15 protein-coding genes are annotated in these 17,167 nt (G+C 74.9%); 10 read left to right on the top strand and 5 right to left on the bottom strand.

What is annotated here, in order from left to right; genetic code table 11:
* Nucleotides 1-93: 93 nt before the first annotated feature.
* Nucleotides 94-744, bottom strand: a complete 651-nt coding sequence (locus ACYVDO_RS02285) for a DUF2017 domain-containing protein (protein ID WP_460932588.1) — start codon at nt 742-744, stop codon at nt 94-96.
* Nucleotides 745-1,035 (bottom strand): ATP-dependent Clp protease adapter ClpS, encoded by a 291-nt coding sequence (gene clpS, locus ACYVDO_RS02280; RefSeq protein ID WP_460932586.1) that lies wholly within the window; start codon nt 1,033-1,035, stop codon nt 745-747.
* 22 nt (nt 1,036-1,057) lie between these two features.
* On the opposite strand from clpS, the gene ACYVDO_RS02275 reads away from it, so the two are divergent.
* Entirely contained in the window at nt 1,058-2,383 is a 1,326-nt protein-coding gene (locus ACYVDO_RS02275; RefSeq protein ID WP_460932585.1) for a nicotinate phosphoribosyltransferase, read from the top strand.
* 75 nt (nt 2,384-2,458) lie between these two features.
* On the opposite strand, the gene ACYVDO_RS02270 is transcribed toward ACYVDO_RS02275, so the two are convergent.
* Together ACYVDO_RS02270 and ACYVDO_RS02265 are read right to left on the bottom strand one after the other, a co-directional pair.
* Nucleotides 2,459-3,478, bottom strand: a complete 1,020-nt coding sequence (locus tag ACYVDO_RS02270; RefSeq protein WP_460932583.1) for a hypothetical protein — start codon at nt 3,476-3,478, stop codon at nt 2,459-2,461.
* Nucleotides 3,475-3,810 (bottom strand): RNA polymerase sigma factor, encoded by a 336-nt coding sequence (locus tag ACYVDO_RS02265; protein ID WP_460932581.1) that lies wholly within the window; start codon nt 3,808-3,810, stop codon nt 3,475-3,477. The genes ACYVDO_RS02270 and ACYVDO_RS02265 overlap by 4 nt, the downstream gene beginning before the upstream one ends.
* An 88-nt stretch (nt 3,811-3,898) precedes the next feature.
* On the opposite strand from ACYVDO_RS02265, the gene ACYVDO_RS02260 reads away from it, so the two are divergent.
* From ACYVDO_RS02260 to ACYVDO_RS02220, 9 genes are all read left to right on the top strand, one after another.
* Entirely contained in the window at nt 3,899-5,158 is a 1,260-nt protein-coding gene (locus ACYVDO_RS02260; protein ID WP_460932579.1) for a kynureninase, read from the top strand.
* Nucleotides 5,159-5,179: 21 nt separating this feature from the next.
* Nucleotides 5,180-5,827: an isochorismatase family protein gene (locus tag ACYVDO_RS02255; protein WP_460932577.1), complete on the top strand. Its 648-nt coding sequence runs from the start codon at nt 5,180-5,182 to the stop codon at nt 5,825-5,827.
* Between the two features lie 141 nt (nt 5,828-5,968).
* Complete coding sequence (locus tag ACYVDO_RS02250) at nt 5,969-7,315, top strand: MFS transporter (protein WP_460932575.1); 1,347 nt, start codon at nt 5,969-5,971, stop codon at nt 7,313-7,315.
* 7 nt (nt 7,316-7,322) lie between these two features.
* Nucleotides 7,323-9,512, top strand: coding sequence for a molybdopterin oxidoreductase family protein (locus ACYVDO_RS02245; protein ID WP_460932573.1), 2,190 nt, complete (start codon nt 7,323-7,325; stop codon nt 9,510-9,512).
* Nucleotides 9,509-10,966 carry an FAD-dependent oxidoreductase gene (locus ACYVDO_RS02240; protein WP_460932571.1) on the top strand — a complete coding sequence of 486 codons (1,458 nt, stop codon included), beginning with the start codon at nt 9,509-9,511 and terminating at the stop codon, nt 10,964-10,966. The genes ACYVDO_RS02245 and ACYVDO_RS02240 overlap by 4 nt, the downstream gene beginning before the upstream one ends.
* Before the next feature lie 57 nt (nt 10,967-11,023).
* On the top strand, nt 11,024-13,603 hold the full coding sequence (gene nirB / locus ACYVDO_RS02235) for a nitrite reductase large subunit NirB (protein WP_460932569.1): 2,580 nt from the start codon (nt 11,024-11,026) through the stop codon (nt 13,601-13,603).
* Nucleotides 13,600-13,953 carry a nitrite reductase small subunit NirD gene (nirD, locus tag ACYVDO_RS02230; protein WP_460932567.1) on the top strand — a complete coding sequence of 118 codons (354 nt, stop codon included), beginning with the start codon at nt 13,600-13,602 and terminating at the stop codon, nt 13,951-13,953. The genes nirB and nirD overlap by 4 nt, the downstream gene beginning before the upstream one ends.
* Nucleotides 13,950-15,209: a uroporphyrinogen-III C-methyltransferase gene (gene cobA, locus ACYVDO_RS02225; RefSeq protein ID WP_460932565.1), complete on the top strand. Its 1,260-nt coding sequence runs from the start codon at nt 13,950-13,952 to the stop codon at nt 15,207-15,209. The genes nirD and cobA overlap by 4 nt, the downstream gene beginning before the upstream one ends.
* A 23-nt stretch (nt 15,210-15,232) precedes the next feature.
* Nucleotides 15,233-16,321 carry a uroporphyrinogen-III synthase gene (locus ACYVDO_RS02220; RefSeq protein WP_460932673.1) on the top strand — a complete coding sequence of 363 codons (1,089 nt, stop codon included), beginning with the start codon at nt 15,233-15,235 and terminating at the stop codon, nt 16,319-16,321.
* A gap of 13 nt (nt 16,322-16,334) precedes the next feature.
* On the opposite strand, the gene ACYVDO_RS02215 is transcribed toward ACYVDO_RS02220, so the two are convergent.
* Nucleotides 16,335-17,165: an SDR family oxidoreductase gene (locus ACYVDO_RS02215; RefSeq protein WP_460932672.1), complete on the bottom strand. Its 831-nt coding sequence runs from the start codon at nt 17,163-17,165 to the stop codon at nt 16,335-16,337.
* Nucleotides 17,166-17,167: the final 2 nt, after the last annotated feature.

Here is a 17,167-nt window from a genome sequence, read left to right as displayed (position 1 = left end):
GATTCGCTGAGCGGGCGAAGGTTCACCAGCGCAGGGAATCTTGGGCGAAGATTGCCGGGAGGTCAGGGGTCAGGGGGTCGGGGGGCCAGGAGGTCAGGGGGTCAGGGCGTGGGCCAGGGTCTCCTGCAGCCAGGTGAGGAAGTCGTAGACGGCGAGGGCGTACACGGCCGGGTCGTCGCCCGGCAGGCTCCGGGCCTTCTCCTCGAGCAGGTCGAAGTCCTCGTCCGTGCGCAGCCCGAGCCGCTCCCCCAGCACCAGCCGGACGTCGGTGAGCGCCACCAGCAGGGCCAGCGCCTGCTCCTGGTCGAGGCTGATCCGCTGGTCCTCGACGGTCGAGAGCGCGGCGATGGCCGTGGAGAGGTTGGCGGCCTTGCGCGAGCGCAGTCCGTCCTCGGTGAGCCGCCGGAACTCGGCCGCCACCTGCTCGTCCTGCCGATTCGCCGTGGGGAAGATCCGGTCCAGCGCGGGGTCGCGCGGCTGCGGGACGGAGCCGCCGAGCTCGGGCACCTGGTCCTCGGCCGACAGCGAGACCCCCATGCCGATGCCACCGAGCCCGGCCACGATCTGGTCGAACTCGTCCGGGCCGCCGGCGCCGTCTGCGTCGTCCGAGCCCGGCTGTGGGTCGTCCTGCACCGGCGCGACGAGCTCGAGCACCTGCTCCATCAGCCCGACGACGAGGCCACGCTCGACGGCGTCGAGCTTCGCGGCATACCGGCCGTCACGGCGCTTGAAGCCCCTGGCCACTCAGGAGTCCTTCTGGAAGGTGGCCCACAGCCCGTAGCCCTGGAGTGCCTCGGTGTCGGTCTCCATCTTCTCCCGCGACCCGGTGGACACGACGGCCCGGCCCTTGACGTGGACGTCCATCATGAGCCGCTCGGCCTTCGCCTTGGGGTAGCCGAAGTAGGACTGGAACACGAACGTCACGTACGACATGAGGTTCACCGGGTCGTTCCACACCAGCGTGATCCAGGGGACGTCGACCTCGGCCACCTCGTCGGTGGAGACGCTCTCCTGCTCGACGGGGGCGATGGACACGGCACCACCATAGGCTGCCGGAGTGACCTCCCGAACACCCGGCAGCGCACCGTTCCCCAGCCCCAGCAGCGCCCTGCTCACGGACCACTACGAGCTCACCATGCTCGAGGCCGCCCTGCGCTCGGGGGCCGCCGGCCGCCGGTGCGTGTTCGAGGTCTTCGCGCGGCGCCTGCCCGACGGACGACGGTACGGCGTGGTGGCGGGCACCGGGCGGCTGCTCGAGGCGATCGAGGCGTTCCGGTTCGGCGAGGCCGAGCTCGAGTGGCTGCGCGACGTCGTCGACGCGCCGACGCTGGACTTCCTCGCACACTTCCGCTTCGACGGCGACGTGTGGGGGTATGCCGAGGGCGAGTGCTACTTCCCCGGCTCGCCGGTGCTGGTGGTCGAGGCCGACTTCGCGCACGCGGTCGTGCTCGAGACCGTCGTGCTCAGCATCCTCAACCACGACAGCGCGGTCGCCTCCGCGGCGTCCCGCATGACCGCGGCGGCAGGTGACCGGCCGTGCATCGAGATGGGCTCGCGGCGCACGCACGAGGAGGCGGCGGTGGCAGCCGCCCGGGCGGCGTACGTGGCGGGCTTCGCGTCGACGTCCAACCTCGAGGCCGGCCGCCGGTACGGCGTGCCCACGGGCGGCACGGCCGCCCACGCCTTCACCCTCCTGCACGACGACGAGCGGGAGGCGTTCGCGGCGCAGATCGCCTCGCTGGGGAAGTCCACGACGCTGCTCGTGGACACCTACGACGTCCCCCGGGCGGTCGAGACGGCGGTGGAGCTGGCCGGGCCGGGGCTCGGGGCCGTGCGGCTCGACTCCGGCGACCTGCTCGCCCAGGCCCGCGAGGTGCGGGCCCAGCTCGACCGACTCGGCGCCACGGACACCCAGATCGTCGTCACCTCGGACCTCGACGAGCACGCCATCGCCGCGCTCGGCGCCGCACCGGTCGACCGGTACGGCGTCGGCACGTCGCTCGTCACCGGGTCCGGGGCCCCCACTGCCGGGATGGTCTACAAGCTGGTCGCCCGCGAGGACGCCACGGGCGAGCTGGTCGGCGTGGCCAAGCGGAGCAAGGACAAGGCCTCGGTGGCAGGGCGCAAGTACGCGCTGCGGCGCCGGACCCCGGGCGGCATGGCCGAAGCCGAGCTGATCGGGATCGGGGAGCCGCCCGCCGACGACGGTGACGACCGTCCGCTGCTCGTCCCCCTCATGCGGGGCGGTGACGTGGTGGACGGCCCCCACCTCGGGCTGGCCGCCGCGAGGGACCGGCACGAGCGGTCCCGCGCGGAGCTCCCCCCGGCCGCGTTGCGCCTGCAGCGCGGGGAGCCGGCGATCCCGACCGTCTACGAGGACTGACCGCGCAGGCGGTCCGTGGTGTCCGGCCGCCCGCGCCGCGGGGGCCGGACACCACGCACGACGGTCACCCGCCTGTCACGGCTTCGCCACGGCCGGGCCGTAGATCCAGATCTGGATGCTGCCGCCCACCACGAGGTCCACGCTGGCGCAGCGGGCGTCCGTCGGCACGACCGGCGTGGGCCAGTGGTGCTCGGCGCCCAACGCCTTGGCGGCGACCTGCTCGGCTCGGGTGGTCGAGACGCACGTGTCGGCGATTCCGGTGCGCAGGGCGTCCCGGACGTCGTAGACCGAGCCGGCGACGTCCTGCTCCGGCCTGCGAGTGCTGGGGTCGGGGCGCCGGTCCGGGTAGAAGCGCGCGGTACGGGTCGCGGGGTCGGTGTCGAAGAACCCGCAGGGCCCGTCCTCGTAGGGACGGTTGTCGGGCATCACCGTGACCGTCCAGCCACGCAGCCCGAGACGGGCGATCTCCCCCTTCAGGTACGCGGGTGCGTTCTCCCGCGTGAAGCACCTGCTGGCCCCGCCGTCGACCCAGTCCCCCAGCCCAGCGTCCAGGCGCAGGGCCCCGGCCGCGTCGGCCTGCCCGGCCGCCGACGTCGCCACCGGGGTGCCGTCGGCGGGCACCTGGCCGTGCGGAGCCACGAACACCGACGTCGAACCACCCCGGGTGAAGGCGACGGGGTCGGGGATCTCCGGCCGTCCCGACAGCTGCTGGTACCGCTGGCAGTCCGCCACCGGGTCACCGCTGAGAGTCGGACCGCCGGTCGCGTCCAGCCCGGGCCTGCCGGGGTCCTGCCACCGGGTCATGCAGGTGAGCCCGTCCAGGGCGCCGCCCGCATACCAGTGCTGGTAGGTGGCGTAGGCCGCGCCGCTTCCGACGAGCACCAGCCCGAGCGCCCCCGCGGCCATCCCCCGCCGGCCGAGGCGCCGCCCCCTCCGAGGCGCCTCGACGGTGGGTGCGGCGTTCCTGTCGGTCATGGTGATCCCCTCTCGCAACGCGCTCAGCGCGTGCCGGTCGGTCACCGCGGCGAGCTCTGCGTCGTCGACCCGGCGCATCGCCCGCAGGGCCGCCAGCTCGTCTCCACGAAGGTCGTTCATGAGGTCTCCTCGGTGCCGCGACGGGCTGATGCGTGCTGGTCCGGCGCGGGCACCACCTCGTGCAGCGAGTCCCGCAGCCGGTCGGCGAGCGCGTGCCGCCTCCGCTCTCCGCGGTAGTGGTTCGCGAGGACCCGGCGCGCCACCCCGAACAGCCACGGGCGCGCCTCGTCCCCTCCCGGGACGTCGTCGAGGCGGCGCCACGCCACGAGGTAGGTCTCGGCGACCACGTCCGCGGCGTCCGCCGGGTCGGCGACGCGCCGCACGGCATACCCGAGCAGTGCCGGGTGCGTGCGTTCGAACAGCGCCGAGAACCGCTCCTCGGGCGAGCTCATCGGTCCCCCTCCACGACGACGAAGTCTGACACCACCCCCATGTCCGGACGGCTGCCCACCGTTACACGCGCGTCCGTAGGATGCGCTCATGACCGCACCGGACGTCACCGCCGACTTCCGCGCCGAGGCCGCAGCGCTCGACGCCCGCGACCCGCTCGCCGCCTTCCGCGACCGGTTCCTCACGCCGGAGGGCACCGACCTGGTGGCCTACTTCGACGGCAACTCCCTCGGCCGGCCGGTGGCCGACGTCCAGCGGCGGCTGGCCGAGTTCGTCGCCGGGCCCTGGGGCGACCGGCTGATCCGGTCCTGGGACGAGCGGTGGCTCGACTGGCCGATGCAGGTCGGCGACCGGCTCGGGCGGCTGTGCCTGGGGGCCGCGGCCGGCCAGGTCTTCGTCGGGGACTCCACGACCGTGCTGCTCTACAAGCTGTGCCGGGCCGCGGTGGACGCCATGGCGGAGCAGGGCCGCACCGAGGTCGTGCTCGACACCGACAACTTCCCGACCGACCGCTACGTCCTCGAGGGCATCGCCGCCGAGCGCGGCCTGACCCTCCGCTGGATCGAGACCGACCCCACCGCCGGCGTGACCCTCGAGCAGGTCCGCGAGGTGGTGGGGTCCAGGACGGCGCTCGCCGTCTTCAGCCACGTCGCCTACCGGTCGGGTCACATCGCCGACGCCGCCGGCATCAGCGCAGCCGTCCACGACGCGGGCGGCCTCGTGCTCTGGGACCTCAGCCACACCGTCGGCTCGGTGCCCGCCGACCTCGACGGCTGGGGGGCGGACCTCGCGGTCGGCTGCTCGTACAAGTACCTCAACGGGGGCCCCGGGGCCCCCGCCTGGGCCTACGTCGCCACCCGTCACCAGGACGCGCTGCAGCAGCCCGTCTGGGGCTGGCTCGGGCGGCGGGACGCCTTCGACATGGCCGCCGGGTACGAGCCCGCCCCCGGCCTGCGCTCGTTCGTGTCCGGCACTCCCCCGATCCTGGCCATGGTCCCGCTCGACACGACGCTCGACCTCATCGAGGAGGCCGGGATGGACGCCATCCGGGCCAAGTCGGTCGAGCTCACCGAGCTGGTCCTGCGCATCACCGACGCCCAGCTCGCCCCGCTCGGGGTCGAGGTGGCCAGCCCGCGCGACCCGGCCCTGCGCGGCGGCCACGTCACGCTGCGCCGCCGGGGCTTCCGGGCGGTGACGGCGACCCTCTGGGAGGAAGGAGTCATCCCCGACTACCGCGACCCCGACGGCATCCGGATCGGCCTGTCGCCGCTCAGCACCAGCTTCGCCGAGGTCGTCGAGGGCATGGCCGCCCTGAGCGACACCGTCGAGCGGATCGACGCCTTCCAGTAGCGCCTTCCAGGAACGCCTTCCATGAGCACCTCCAGTAGCGTCGAGCCCATGGCCCCCGCCCCGCGCGCCCTCGTCATCGTCGACGTCCAGAACGACTTCTGCGAGGGCGGCTCGCTCGCCGTGGCCGGGGGCGCGGAGGTGGCACGCCGGATCAGCCTGCACGTCCGCGACCACCGCGGGGCGTATGCCGCCGTGGTGGCCACCGCGGACTGGCACGACGATCCGGGTGCGCACTTCAGCGAGGCCCCGGACCACGTCGACTCGTGGCCCCTCCACTGCCGGGTCGGCACCGACGGCGCCCTGTTCCACCCCGGCGCCGAGGAGGCGTTCGAGCACGTCGTGGCCGTCTTCCGCAAGGGTCGGGACCGCGCGGCGTACAGCGGGTTCGAGGGCTACACGGTCGAGGCCGACCGGCACATCGGGCTCGCGGACTGGCTGCGGGACCGCGCCATCGAGCAGGTCGACGTCGTGGGGATCGCGACCGACCACTGCGTCCGCGCGACCGCCCTCCACGCGGCGGACGCGGGGTTCGGGACGTCGGTGCTGCTCGACCTCACCGCGGGAGTGGCGCCGGTGACCACGGCCGCCGCCCTCGACCAGCTCACGGCCGCGGGCGTCATCCTGACGGGCAGCCCGGTCACCGCCGGCGCGGTCACCGACACCGACTGAGGCGTGTTCCCGCAGCCTCCCAGCGTCGCGCAGCCGCCCCTGCGCTTCTCACACCCTCCCCTCCACCGGTGTGCGGTGACCGTTACGGACGCTTAACGACGATCGCAGGGACCCGAAACACCGCTCAGTGACGCTCCTCGCGTGACCACACAACTCACCCCGACCCCCACCAGCACGGCAGCCCCGGCACTGCGCCGCCCGGGCCGCTGGATCGACCACTGGGACCCCGAGGACCCCACCTTCTGGCACGACGGCGGCCGTCGGACCGCCCGCCGCAACCTCGCGATCTCGGTCGTCGCCGAGTTCCTCGGGTTCTGCGTGTGGGCCCTGTGGAGCGTCGTCGTGCCGCTGCTGCCGGAGGCGGGCTTCCGGCTGACCCTCGACCAGCAGTTCTGGCTCATCGCCGTCCCGAGCCTCGTCGGCGCGACCGTCCGGATCCCCTACACGTTCGCGGTCCCGAGGTTCGGCGGCCGCAACTGGACCATCGTCTCCGCCCTGCTGCTCGTGGTGCCGGCCAGCGCCCTCGCGTGGGTCGTCAGCCGCCCGGACTCCTCGTTCGGGCTGCTGCTGGCCTGTGCCGCCCTCGCCGGCTTCGGCGGCGGCAACTTCGCCTCCTCGATGACCAACATCTCGTTCTTCTTCCCCGAGGCGGAGAAGGGAAAGGCGTTGGGACTCAATGCCGCTGGCGGCAACCTGGGCACCGGGATCGTCCAGCTCGCGGTGCCGGCGGTGATCACCGTCGGGGCCGGCGTCCACCTGGAGCGGGCCGGCCTGGTGTTCGTACCCCTGGCGCTGCTCGCGGCCCTCCTCGCCTGGCGCGGCATGGACAACCTCACGGGCGTCCGGTCCGACTACTCCTCGTTCGCCGCGGCCCTGCGCAACCGTCACACCTGGCTGGTCTCCTTCCTCTACATCGGAACGTTCGGCTCCTTCATCGGCTACTCGGGCGCCTTCCCGACCCTGCTGAGGACCCAGTTCCCCGACACCCCGACGTCCCTGGCGTTCCTCGGAGCGCTGGTCGGGGCCCTCACCCGGCCCCTCGGCGGCATGGTGGCCGACCGGCTCGGCGGGGCCCGCGTGACCATCGCCGCCTTCGCCGTCCTCACGACCGGCACGGTCGGTGCGGTCGCGGGGCTGCGGACGCACGACTTCGGGCTGTTCTTCGCCTCGTTCATGGCGCTCTTCGTCGGGGCCGGCATCGGCAACGGCGCGACGTACCGCATGATCCCTGCCGTCTTCCGTGCCGGCGTCGCCGCCGACGCCCTCCCGACGGCCAGCAAGACGGCAGCCGGCTGCATCGGGATCGCCGGCGCCGTGGGGGCCTACGGCGGCTTCCTCATCCCGCGCGGCTTCGCCGTCGCCAAGGAGTCGTACGGCTCCCTCGTCCCGGCCCTGTGGGTGTTCGTCGCCGCCTACGTCCTCATGGCCGCCACCACGTATGCCGTGTACGCCCGCCGCGGCTCCCGCCTGGGCGCCGCGGGGGTCTGAGGCCGCCATGGGTGCCGTCCCCAGCCACTGCCCCTACTGCGCGCTCCAGTGCGCGCAGGCGCTCACCGCCTCGCCCACCGGGGTCGAGGTGGCGGGCAGGGACTTCCCGACCAACCGGGGAGGCCTGTGCCAGAAGGGCTGGACCAGCGCCGAGCTGCTCCGCGTGCCCGACCGCCTGACGACCCCGCTGGTGCGCTCGCCGGCCGGGAAGCTCGTGCCGGCCGCGTGGGACGAGGCACTGGACCTCGTCGCCGGGCGGCTGGCCGCCATCCGCGACGAGGACGGCCCCGACGCCGTGGCCGTCTTCGGTGGCGGTGGCCTGACCAACGAGAAGGCCTACCAGCTGGGGAAGTTCGCGCGGGTGGCCCTCGGCACCGCCAACATCGACTACAACGGCCGGTTCTGCATGAGCAGCGCCGCCGCCGCCGCGAACCGGTCGCTCGGGATCGACCGCGGGCTGCCCTTCCCGCTGGCGGACCTCGGCCGGGCCGAGGCCGTCGTGCTCCTCGGCAGCAACCTCGCCGAGACGATGCCCCCGGCGGTCGCCCACCTCGCCGGCGCCCGGGGCCGCGGCGGACTCGTCGTGGTCGACCCTCGCCGCAGCGCCACCGCGGGTCTCACCACCGAGGGGGCCGGCCTGCACCTCCAGCCGGTGCCGGGCACCGACCTCGTCGTCCTCCTCGCCCTCCTGCACGTCGTCCTCGCCGAGGGCCTGGCCGACACGGCATACCTGCACCAGCGCACCACCGGCCTCGACGTGGTGCGACGGGGGGCTGCCCTGTGGTGGCCGGAGCGGGCCGAGCAGGTCTGCGGCGTCCCCGCCGAGCTGCTCCGCCGCACGGCCCGGCTCGTCGCCGCCGCCAGCCCTTCGCGGGGCGGCCGGGGGGCGGTCATCCTCACCGGGCGGGGGGTCGAGCAGTCGCGACAGGGGACGGCGACCGTCACCGCGGCGATCAACCTCGCTCTGGCGCTCGGGCTGCCGGGCCGTCCCGCGAGCGGCTACGGGGCCGTGACCGGGCAGGGGAACGGGCAGGGCGGCCGCGAGCACGGGCAGAAGGCCGACCAGCTGCCCGGGTACCGGATGGTCACCGACCCCGCCGCCCGCGCCCACGTCGCCTCGGTGTGGGGCGTCGACCCCGACGGCCTCCCGGGCCCGGGCCGGCCGGCGGTCGAGCTGCTCGACGCCCTCGGGCGGCCCGGCGGCCCGAGGGCGCTGCTCGTCCACGGCTCGAACCTCGTGGTCAGCGCACCTCACGCCCGCCACGTCGAGGAGCGGCTGCGCTCCCTCGACCTGCTGGTCGTCAGCGACCTCGTGCCCGCGGAGACCGCGCAGCTCGCCGACGTCGTCCTGCCGGTCACCCAGTGGGCTGAGGAGGAGGGCACCATGACCTCGCTGGAGGGTCGGGTCATCCGCCGCCGCAAGGTCGTCGAGCCACCGGCCGGCGTGCGCAGCGAGCTGGAGGTGTGGGCCGACCTCGCCCGCCGGCTCGGGTCCCCCGGGCGCTGGCACACCGACGCCTCGGCCGTCTTCGACGAGCTCGCCCGCGCCAGTGCAGGCGGCCGCGCGGACTACAGCGGTCTCAGCCACGCCCGGCTCGACTCGGGCGAGGCGATCCACTGGCCGTGCCCGGCGACACCCGACGACGAGCCGGACCACCCCGGGACGCCGCGGCTCTTCGAGGACTCCTTCCCCACCGCCGACGGGCGGGCCCGCCTGCTGCCGGTCGACCACCTCGGTCCCGCCGACGACGTCCGGCCGGAGGCACCCCTGTACCTCGTGACCGGACGCCTCCTGCAGCACTACCAGTCCGGCGCCCAGACGCGCCGGGTGCCGGCGCTCGCACAGGCCCAGCCCACGGCATACGTCGAGGTGCACCCGCTGCTCGCCGACCGGCTCGGGGTCACCGAGGGTGACCGGGTCCGGCTGCGCACCGCCCGAGGGACCACCACGGCCCCCGCCCGGGTCACGGACACCGCCCGACCGGACACCGTCTTCCTGCCCTTCCACTGGAGCGGCGAGGGCAGCGCGAACACGCTCACCTCGGACGCCACCGACCCCGTCTCCGGCATGCCGGAGTTCAAGGTCTGCGCCGTCCAGGTCACCCGCGCCGTCGAGACGGACCACGACGGCGACACGGACCACGACGGCGACGGCGTGCCACGGCACGGCCACTCCACGAGGGCGGTGGTCGCATGACCAGGGTGGTGGTGGTCGGTCACGGCATGGTCGGGTCCCGGTTCGTCGAGGACCTGGTCGCCGCCGACACGGCGGACCGGTTCGACGTGACGGTGCTGGGCGCCGAGGTCTGCGAGCCCTACAACCGGGTGCTGCTCAGCGAGGTCGTGGCGGGCACGCACGACCTCTCGGGCATCACCCTGCCCTCGCCCGCCGGGCCTCGCGTCACCGTCCACCGCGACACCGAGGCCGTCGTCCTCGACCGCGAGGACCGCCTCGTGCTCGACAGCCACGGCCGACGGCACCGCTACGACGCCCTGGTGCTGGCCACCGGGTCAAGGGCCCGGGTGCCGCGCCTGAGGGGCCTGGAGCACGGCGCCACGCTCGCCCGGGGCGTCCACCCGCTGCGCACCATCGACGACGCCCGTGAGGTGGTGGCCGCGACCCTGAACGCCAGGTCCGCGGTCGTCCTCGGGGCCGGTGTCCTCGGGCTCGAGGTGGCCTGCGGGCTCACCCGTCGCGGGCTCGCCGTCACCGTGGTGCACCCGCAGGACACAGTGATGGACCGCCAGCTCGACGCCTCCGCCAGCCGCGTGGTCCAGGACGCGATGGACCGCCTCGGCATCGCCCACCGGGTGGGCGTCGGCGCCGAGGAGTGCCTGACCGCCGGGGGCCGGCTCACCGCGGTGCGCCTCGAGGACGGGAGCGTCCTCGACGCCGACCTCCTCGTCCTCGCGACCGGCGCGGTCCCCTCCACGGGGCTCGCTGCCGCCTCGGGTCTGCCCACCGACCGCGGCGTCCTCGTCGGGCCCGACCTCGCCAGCCCTGCCGACCGCCGCGTCCATGCCATCGGCGACTGTGCCCAGCCAGCGGAGGGCGCCACCGGCCTCGTGGCCCAGGGCTGGGAGCAGGGCCGCCACCTCGTCGACCACCTCACCGGGCGCCAGCCCCGGTCCGCGGCGGCCGGGGCGACCGACGTCGTACGGCTCAAGGGCCACGGGCTCGACGTGGTCACCATGGGTGTCAGCGGCTCCCGCGGCGAGGACGAGCCGGCGCTGCGCCGGCTGCGGCTCAGCGACCCGGACCAGGGTCGGCACGTCGAGGTGGTCGTCTCCGGCGGCCTACTGGTCGGCGCGACGTGCGTCGGCGCCGGCCAAGTCGCCGCCGACCTCGTGGCCACCTACACACGCCGGACGCCCGTGCCGGCCGACCCGGCCCACCTGCTGCTCACCTCCCTGGCTCCCGCCACCGAGTCGGCGGCGGTGGGTGCGTCGGGCGCGACGGTGTGCCGCTGCAACGGCGTCACCGGCGCCGACATCGAGGCGGCGGTCGAGGACGGCGCCCACACGGTCGAGGAGGTCGCCGCCGCGACCCGCGCCACTACCGGGTGCGGTGGCTGCCGCGACGACGTGTGCGCCCTGCTGGGCCGGCGCGACGCCTCACAACCTGCCAACCGCACGGTGAGAACCGTTTAACGAAGGGGAAACACATGCACCACAAGAGCGAAACGGCTGGTCCCTAGCGTGGCTGCCATGGTCGAGCAGAGCACCCCGCGCCAGCTCGTCGTCGTCGGCGGCGGCATGGTCGCCCGACGCCTCGTCGACGCGATGCGGTCCCGCGACGCCGCCGGCACCTGGGCGGTCACCGTCCTCGCCGAGGAGCCGCGCGCCCCCTACGACCGCGTCGCGCTGACGTCCTACTTCACGGGTCGCGACCCCGAGGACCTCGCCCTCGGCGACCAGTCGCTGTGGGACGACCCCCTGGTCACGCTGCGCCGCGGCGTCACGGCCACGGCCGTCGACCGCACGGCCCGGACGGTCGCCACCAGTGACGGACGGACGCTGCCCTACGACGCGCTCGTCCTGGCGACCGGCTCGTATGCCGCGGTGCCGCCGGTGCCCGGGCGCGACCTGCGCGGCGCGTTCGTCTACCGCACGATCGACGACGTGGCCGGCCTGCGCGCCCACGTCGAGCGGCTGCGCGGCGAGCTCGACCGACCCGTCCGCGGCGCGGTGGTGGGCGGCGGCCTGCTGGGCCTCGAGGCCGCCGGCGCCCTGCGCGCGCTGGAGTGCGACACCACGGTCGTCGAGTTCGCTCCGCGGCTCATGCCCCTGCAGGTCGACGAGGGCGGCGGTGAGGCACTGCGCCGGCTGATCGAGGCGCTCGGCGTCCGGGTGCTCACCGGCACCGCGACGTCCGGGATCGCCGGTGACCGCGGTCGCGTGGCCCGGATGGAGTTCGCCGACGCCCCCGCCCTCGAGGTCGACGTCGTGGTCTTCGCGGTCGGCGTGCGCCCCCGGGACGAGCTGGCGCGCGACTCCGGGCTCGAGGTCGGCGAGCGCGGCGGGGTGCTCGTCGACGACACCTGCCGCACCGCCGACCCGCACGTCTGGTCCGTCGGCGAGGTCGCCTGCATCGGCGGCCGGTGCCTGGGCCTGGTGGCCCCGGGGTACGCGATGGCCGAGGTGGTGGCCGACCGGCTGCTCGGCGGCTCCGGCACCTTCCCCGGCGCCGACCTGTCGACCAAGCTCAAGCTTCTGGGGGTCGACGTCGCCAGCTTCGGCGACGCCTTCGCCACCGAGCCCGGCAGCCTCGAGGTCGTCATCTCCGACCCGGTGGCCGGGGTCTACAAGAAGCTCGTGATGTCCGACGACGCCCGCACCCTGCGCGGCGGAATCCTCGTCGGTGACGCCAGCGCCTACGCGGCCCTGCGCCCCATGGTCGGTCGTGCCCTCGGCGGCGACCCCGCCGCGCACCTCCTCCCCGAGGGGTCTGCGCCCGCCCCCGCCGGCGACCTGCCCGACGACGCCGGCGTGTGCTCGTGCAACAACGTCTCCGCCGGGCAGATCCGCTGCGCGGTCACCGAGGGCGGGTGCACCGACCTCGCCGGCGTCAAGGCCTGCACCCGCGCGGGCACCAGCTGCGGGTCGTGCCTGCCACTCGTGAAGAAGCTCGTGACGACCGAGCTCGAGCAGGCCGGCGTCACCGTGAGCACCGCGCTCTGCGAGCACTTCGACCTGTCCCGCGCCCAGCTGTTCGACGTCGTGCGGGTCCAGGGGCTGACGACGTTCAGCGAGATCATCGCCCGGCACGGCCGCGGTCGCGGGTGCGACATCTGCAAGCCGGTGGTGGGCTCCATCCTCGCCTCGCTCGGCACCGGACACATCCTCGAGGGCGAGCGCGCGACGCTGCAGGACACCAACGACCACGTCATGGCGAACCTCCAGCGGGACGGCTCCTACTCGGTCGTCCCACGCATCCCCGGCGGCGAGGTGACGCCCGAGGGGCTCATCGCGATCGGCGAGGTGGCGAAGGACTTCGGGCTCTACACCAAGATCACCGGCGGGCAGCGGATCGACCTGTTCGGGGCGCGCATCGAGCAGCTCCCCGCGATCTGGAAACGCCTGGTGGACGAGGGGTTCGAGTCCGGCCACGCGTACGGCAAGTCGCTGCGCACGGTGAAGTCGTGCGTCGGGTCGACGTGGTGCCGCTTCGGCGTGCAGGACTCGGTCGGCCTCGCGATCGCGCTCGAGCTGCGCTACCGCGGGCTGCGCAGCCCGCACAAGCTGAAGCTCGGTGTCTCCGGCTGCGCCCGCGAGTGTGCCGAGGCACGCGGCAAGGACGTCGGCATCATCGCCACCGACCACGGCTGGAACCTCTATGTCGGGGGCAACGGCGGGTTCACGCCACGGCACGCCCGGCTGCTCGCCGAGGACCTCGACACCGAGACCCTCGTGCGGACCATCGACCGGTTCCTCGTCTACTACGTCCGCACCGCCGACCGGCTGCAGCGGACGGCGGCCTGGGTCGAGGAGCACGAGGGCGGGCTCGACGCGATCCGCGCGGTGGTCCTGGACGACTCGCTCGGCATCGGCGCCGACCTCGACGCCACCATGGCGGTGCACGTCGACTCCTACGAGGACGAGTGGGCGGCCGTGCTGGCCGACCCCGAGAAGCTCCGACGCTTCGGCTCGTTCGTCAACGCCCCCGAGGAGCCGGACGACTCACTCGCCTACGTCACCGAGCGCGGCCAGGCCCGCCCGGCGACCGAGGCGGAGCGGAGCAGCGGCGCGGTCCTGGTCGCCGGGACCACGCTGGAGGTGCGGCGATGACCGCCTGGGTGGCGGTCTGCACCCTGGACGTCCTGCCCCGCGAGCGCGGGGTGGCGGCCCTCGTGGCCGGCACCCAGGTGGCCCTGTTCCGCACGCACGACGACACCGTCCACGCCGTGCAGCAGCGCGACCCCTACAGCGGCGCCAACGTCATGTCCCGCGGCATCGTGGGCACCCGAGGCGACGCCCCGACGATCGCCTCGCCCATGTACAAGCACGTCTTCGACCTGCGCACGGGCGTGTGCCTCGACCCGCTGGGCCGTGAGCCCGCGGCGCTCGCGCGGTATGCCGTGCGCGTCGCCGACGGCGTCGTGAGCGTGGCGACCAGCCCGATCGAGGTCGCCGGATGACCACCCTGCTCGGGCTCGACCTGCGCGACCGTCCGGTCCTCGTGGCCGGGGGCGGTCCGGTCGCCGCGCGCCGTGCGGCGGCCCTGGCCGACGACGGGGCGCTGGTGCACGTCGTCGCCCCGGCCCTGTGCGAGGACCTGCACGACCTCGTGGCGCAGGCGCGCGTCCGGTGGTCGCCCCGGGAGGTGCTCGAGCCCGACCTCGACGACGCCTGGCTGGTGCTCGCGGCGACCGACGACGAGCGGGCCAACGGCGAGGTGTGCCGGTGGGCGAGCGCCCGACGGCTGTGGAGCGTCAACGCCGGCCGCGCGCGGGCGGGCACCGCACGGACCCCCGCCACGACCACCCACGCCGGGCTGGTCGTCGGTGTCGTGTCCCGGGACGCGCCCGACCCCGCCCGGGCGGCGGCCGTGCGGGACGCGCTGGCCACGTCCCTGGCCTGCGACGGGCTGGACCTGCGGTCGCGACGAGGTGGCGCCACAGGTGCGCCCGGGACACCCTCGCCACCGGCCGGTGGAGGACGCACCGCGACCGGACGCGTCGTCCTCGTCGGGGGCGGTCCCGGCTCCGCCGACCTGATCACGCTGCGGGGGCGGCGCGCCCTCGACGAGGCCGACGTCGTCGTCACCGACCGGCTCGGACCGACCAGCCTGCTGGCCGACCTGCCACCCGACGTCGAGGTGGTCGACGTGGGGAAGGCGCCCGGTCTGCACGCGGTGCCGCAGGAGGAGATCAACCGCATCCTCGTCGAGCAGGCGCAGCGCGGACGCACGGTCGTCCGCCTCAAGGGCGGGGACCCGTTCCTCTACGGCCGGGGCGGCGAGGAGGTGCTCGCGCTGCGCGAGCACGGCATCCCGGTGGAGGTGGTCCCGGGCGTGAGCTCGGCGCTGGCCGCTCCCCTGGCCGCCGGGATTCCGCTCACGTACCGCGGCACCGTGGCCGCCGTGCACGTCGTCCACGGCCACGCACCGCTGGACCGCGCCGCGGTGGACTGCGTGGTCGACCGCAGCGCCACCCTCGTGCTGCTCATGGCCGTGACGCTCCTCCCCGAGCACGTCGACCGGCTCCTGGCCGCGGGCGCCGACCCGTCGATCCCCGCCGCGGTCGTCGAGCGCGCGACCACCCCGGGCCAGCGGCTCACCTCCGCCCCCCTGGGGGAGCTCGTGACCCGCTGCCACGACGCCGGCGTGCAGGCCCCTGCCGTCGTGGTCATCGGAGACGTCGCCGACCCCGGCCTCCTCGAGCCGCCGCCGTGAGCGGGCCGGCCCTGGGCCAGGTGATGGCCGGCTGCGTGGTGCTCGTCACCGCCGATCGGCGCTCCGGCGAGCTCGCGTCCGCCCTCACCAGGCGGGGTGCCCAGGTGCGCCACGCACCGGCCCTGAGCATCGTGCCGCACGAGCACGACGAGGAGCTGGTCGCCGACACCAAGGCACTCCTCGTCGACCCTCCGGACACCGTGGTGGTCACGACCGGCATCGGGTTCCGTGGGTGGGTCGAGGCCGCCGACACGGTCGGCCTCGCCGAGGATCTCGTCGACGTGCTGGGCAGGGCCCGCATCGTGGCCCGGGGCCCCAAGGCCAGGGGTGCCATCCAGGCCGCCGGGCTGCAGGCCGACTGGGTGGCCGAGTCCGAGACCTCCGCCGAGATCCTCGACCTCCTGCTGGCCGAGGGGGTGGCCGGGCAGCGGGTCGCCGTGCAGCACCACGGCGCCGGGGCCGACGGCCTCGACACCGAGCTCGCAGCCGCTGGGGCCGACGTCGCGAGCCTCGTCGTCTACCGGTGGGGTCCGCCGCCGGAGCCGGAGGCCCTGGTCTGCTCGGTCCGCTCCGCCGCGGCCGGGGAGATCGACGCCGTCGTCTTCACCTCTGCCCCCGGCGCGGCGGCGTGGCTCGCCGCGGCCGACGCCGAGGGCGTCCTGGCCTCGGTCGTCCGGCGCACCACGGCTGGTGGGATGGTCGCCGCCGCCGTGGGGCCCGTGACGGCGCGACCGTTGCAGGCCAACGGGATCGAGCCGCTGGTGCCGGAACGCGGTCGTCTGGGGGCGCTCGTCCGGGCCCTCGTCAACCACTACGAGCAGACGCGCTCCGCGGCCGTCACGACGGTGGCCGGTGCGCTCCAGGTGCGCCGCACGGTGGCACTGCTCGACGGGCACGTGCTCCCGGTGAGCCCCAGCGGGCTGGAGGTCCTGCGTCTCCTCGCGGCAGCCGAGGGTGATGTCGTCAGCCGGCAGGAGGTCCTCGCCGTGCTCCCCGGGGACTCGCGTGACCCGCACGCCGCCGAGGTCGCCGTCGCCCGGCTCCGGGAGGTCTGCGGCCGGTCCCTGGTGCAGACCGTCGTCAAGCGCGGGTACCGGCTGGCACTGGCGTGAGGGACGCGGTCGCTCAGCGCTGCGCGAGGAACTCGCGGGCTCCGCGCAGGCGGGTCTGCAGCACGGCCTGCGTCCGGGTCGCGTCGAGGACGAGCCGGGCCGCCCCGTCCACCCCAGCCGCGGCCCTCGTCGTCGTCGGCAGCCGGGCGGGGTCCAGCCCGTCGCGCGCGGCGACGAGCAGCCCCAGCTCGTGTCGGCTCACGGCGTCCGGGCCGACCGCGTGCAGGACGCCCGCCAGGCCGCGGGCCACCACCTCGAGCAGCGCGTCCGCGAGGTCGTCGACGTGCACGGGACACTTCACGTCGTCGGTGAAGAGGGCGCCCTCACGGGCTCCGGTCGCGAGCGCGTGGACGAGCTGCTCGGTGGGCGACCGGCGCCCGCCCGACAGCCCGAGGACCAGTGACGTGCGCACGACGGCCGCACCCGGGGCACACTCGAGCACGGCCTGCTCCGCCGCCGCCTTCGCCCGGCCGTACGGTGCGACGGCATCCGGCTCGTCGTCCTCGGTGTAGCGGTCCCGGTCGCCCCGGAACACCACGTCGCTGGAGACGTGCACCAGCCGCGCGCCGGAGTCGGCGCAGGCGAGTGCCACGTGCGCGGCACCGCCCGCCGTGGTCGCCCAGTCGTCCTGCCGGTATGCCGTGTGCACGACGACCTCGGGCCGGACCTCCCGCAGCAACGCCACCGTGGCCCCGAGGTCGCGCAGGTCCACCCGCCACGACCACTCGCCGACGGGGTCCGGCGGCCGTGTGGTGAGACACGTGCCGACGACCTCGTGGCCAGCAGCCCGGGCCCTCGACGCGACGACCCACCCCAGCGCGCCGCTGGCGCCGGTGACGAGCAGAC

It is taken from the genome of Phycicoccus ginsengisoli, from assembly GCF_054779295.1.
Note: the sequence above shows the minus strand (reverse complement) of the source record. Positions and strands in the feature narration are given on the sequence as shown.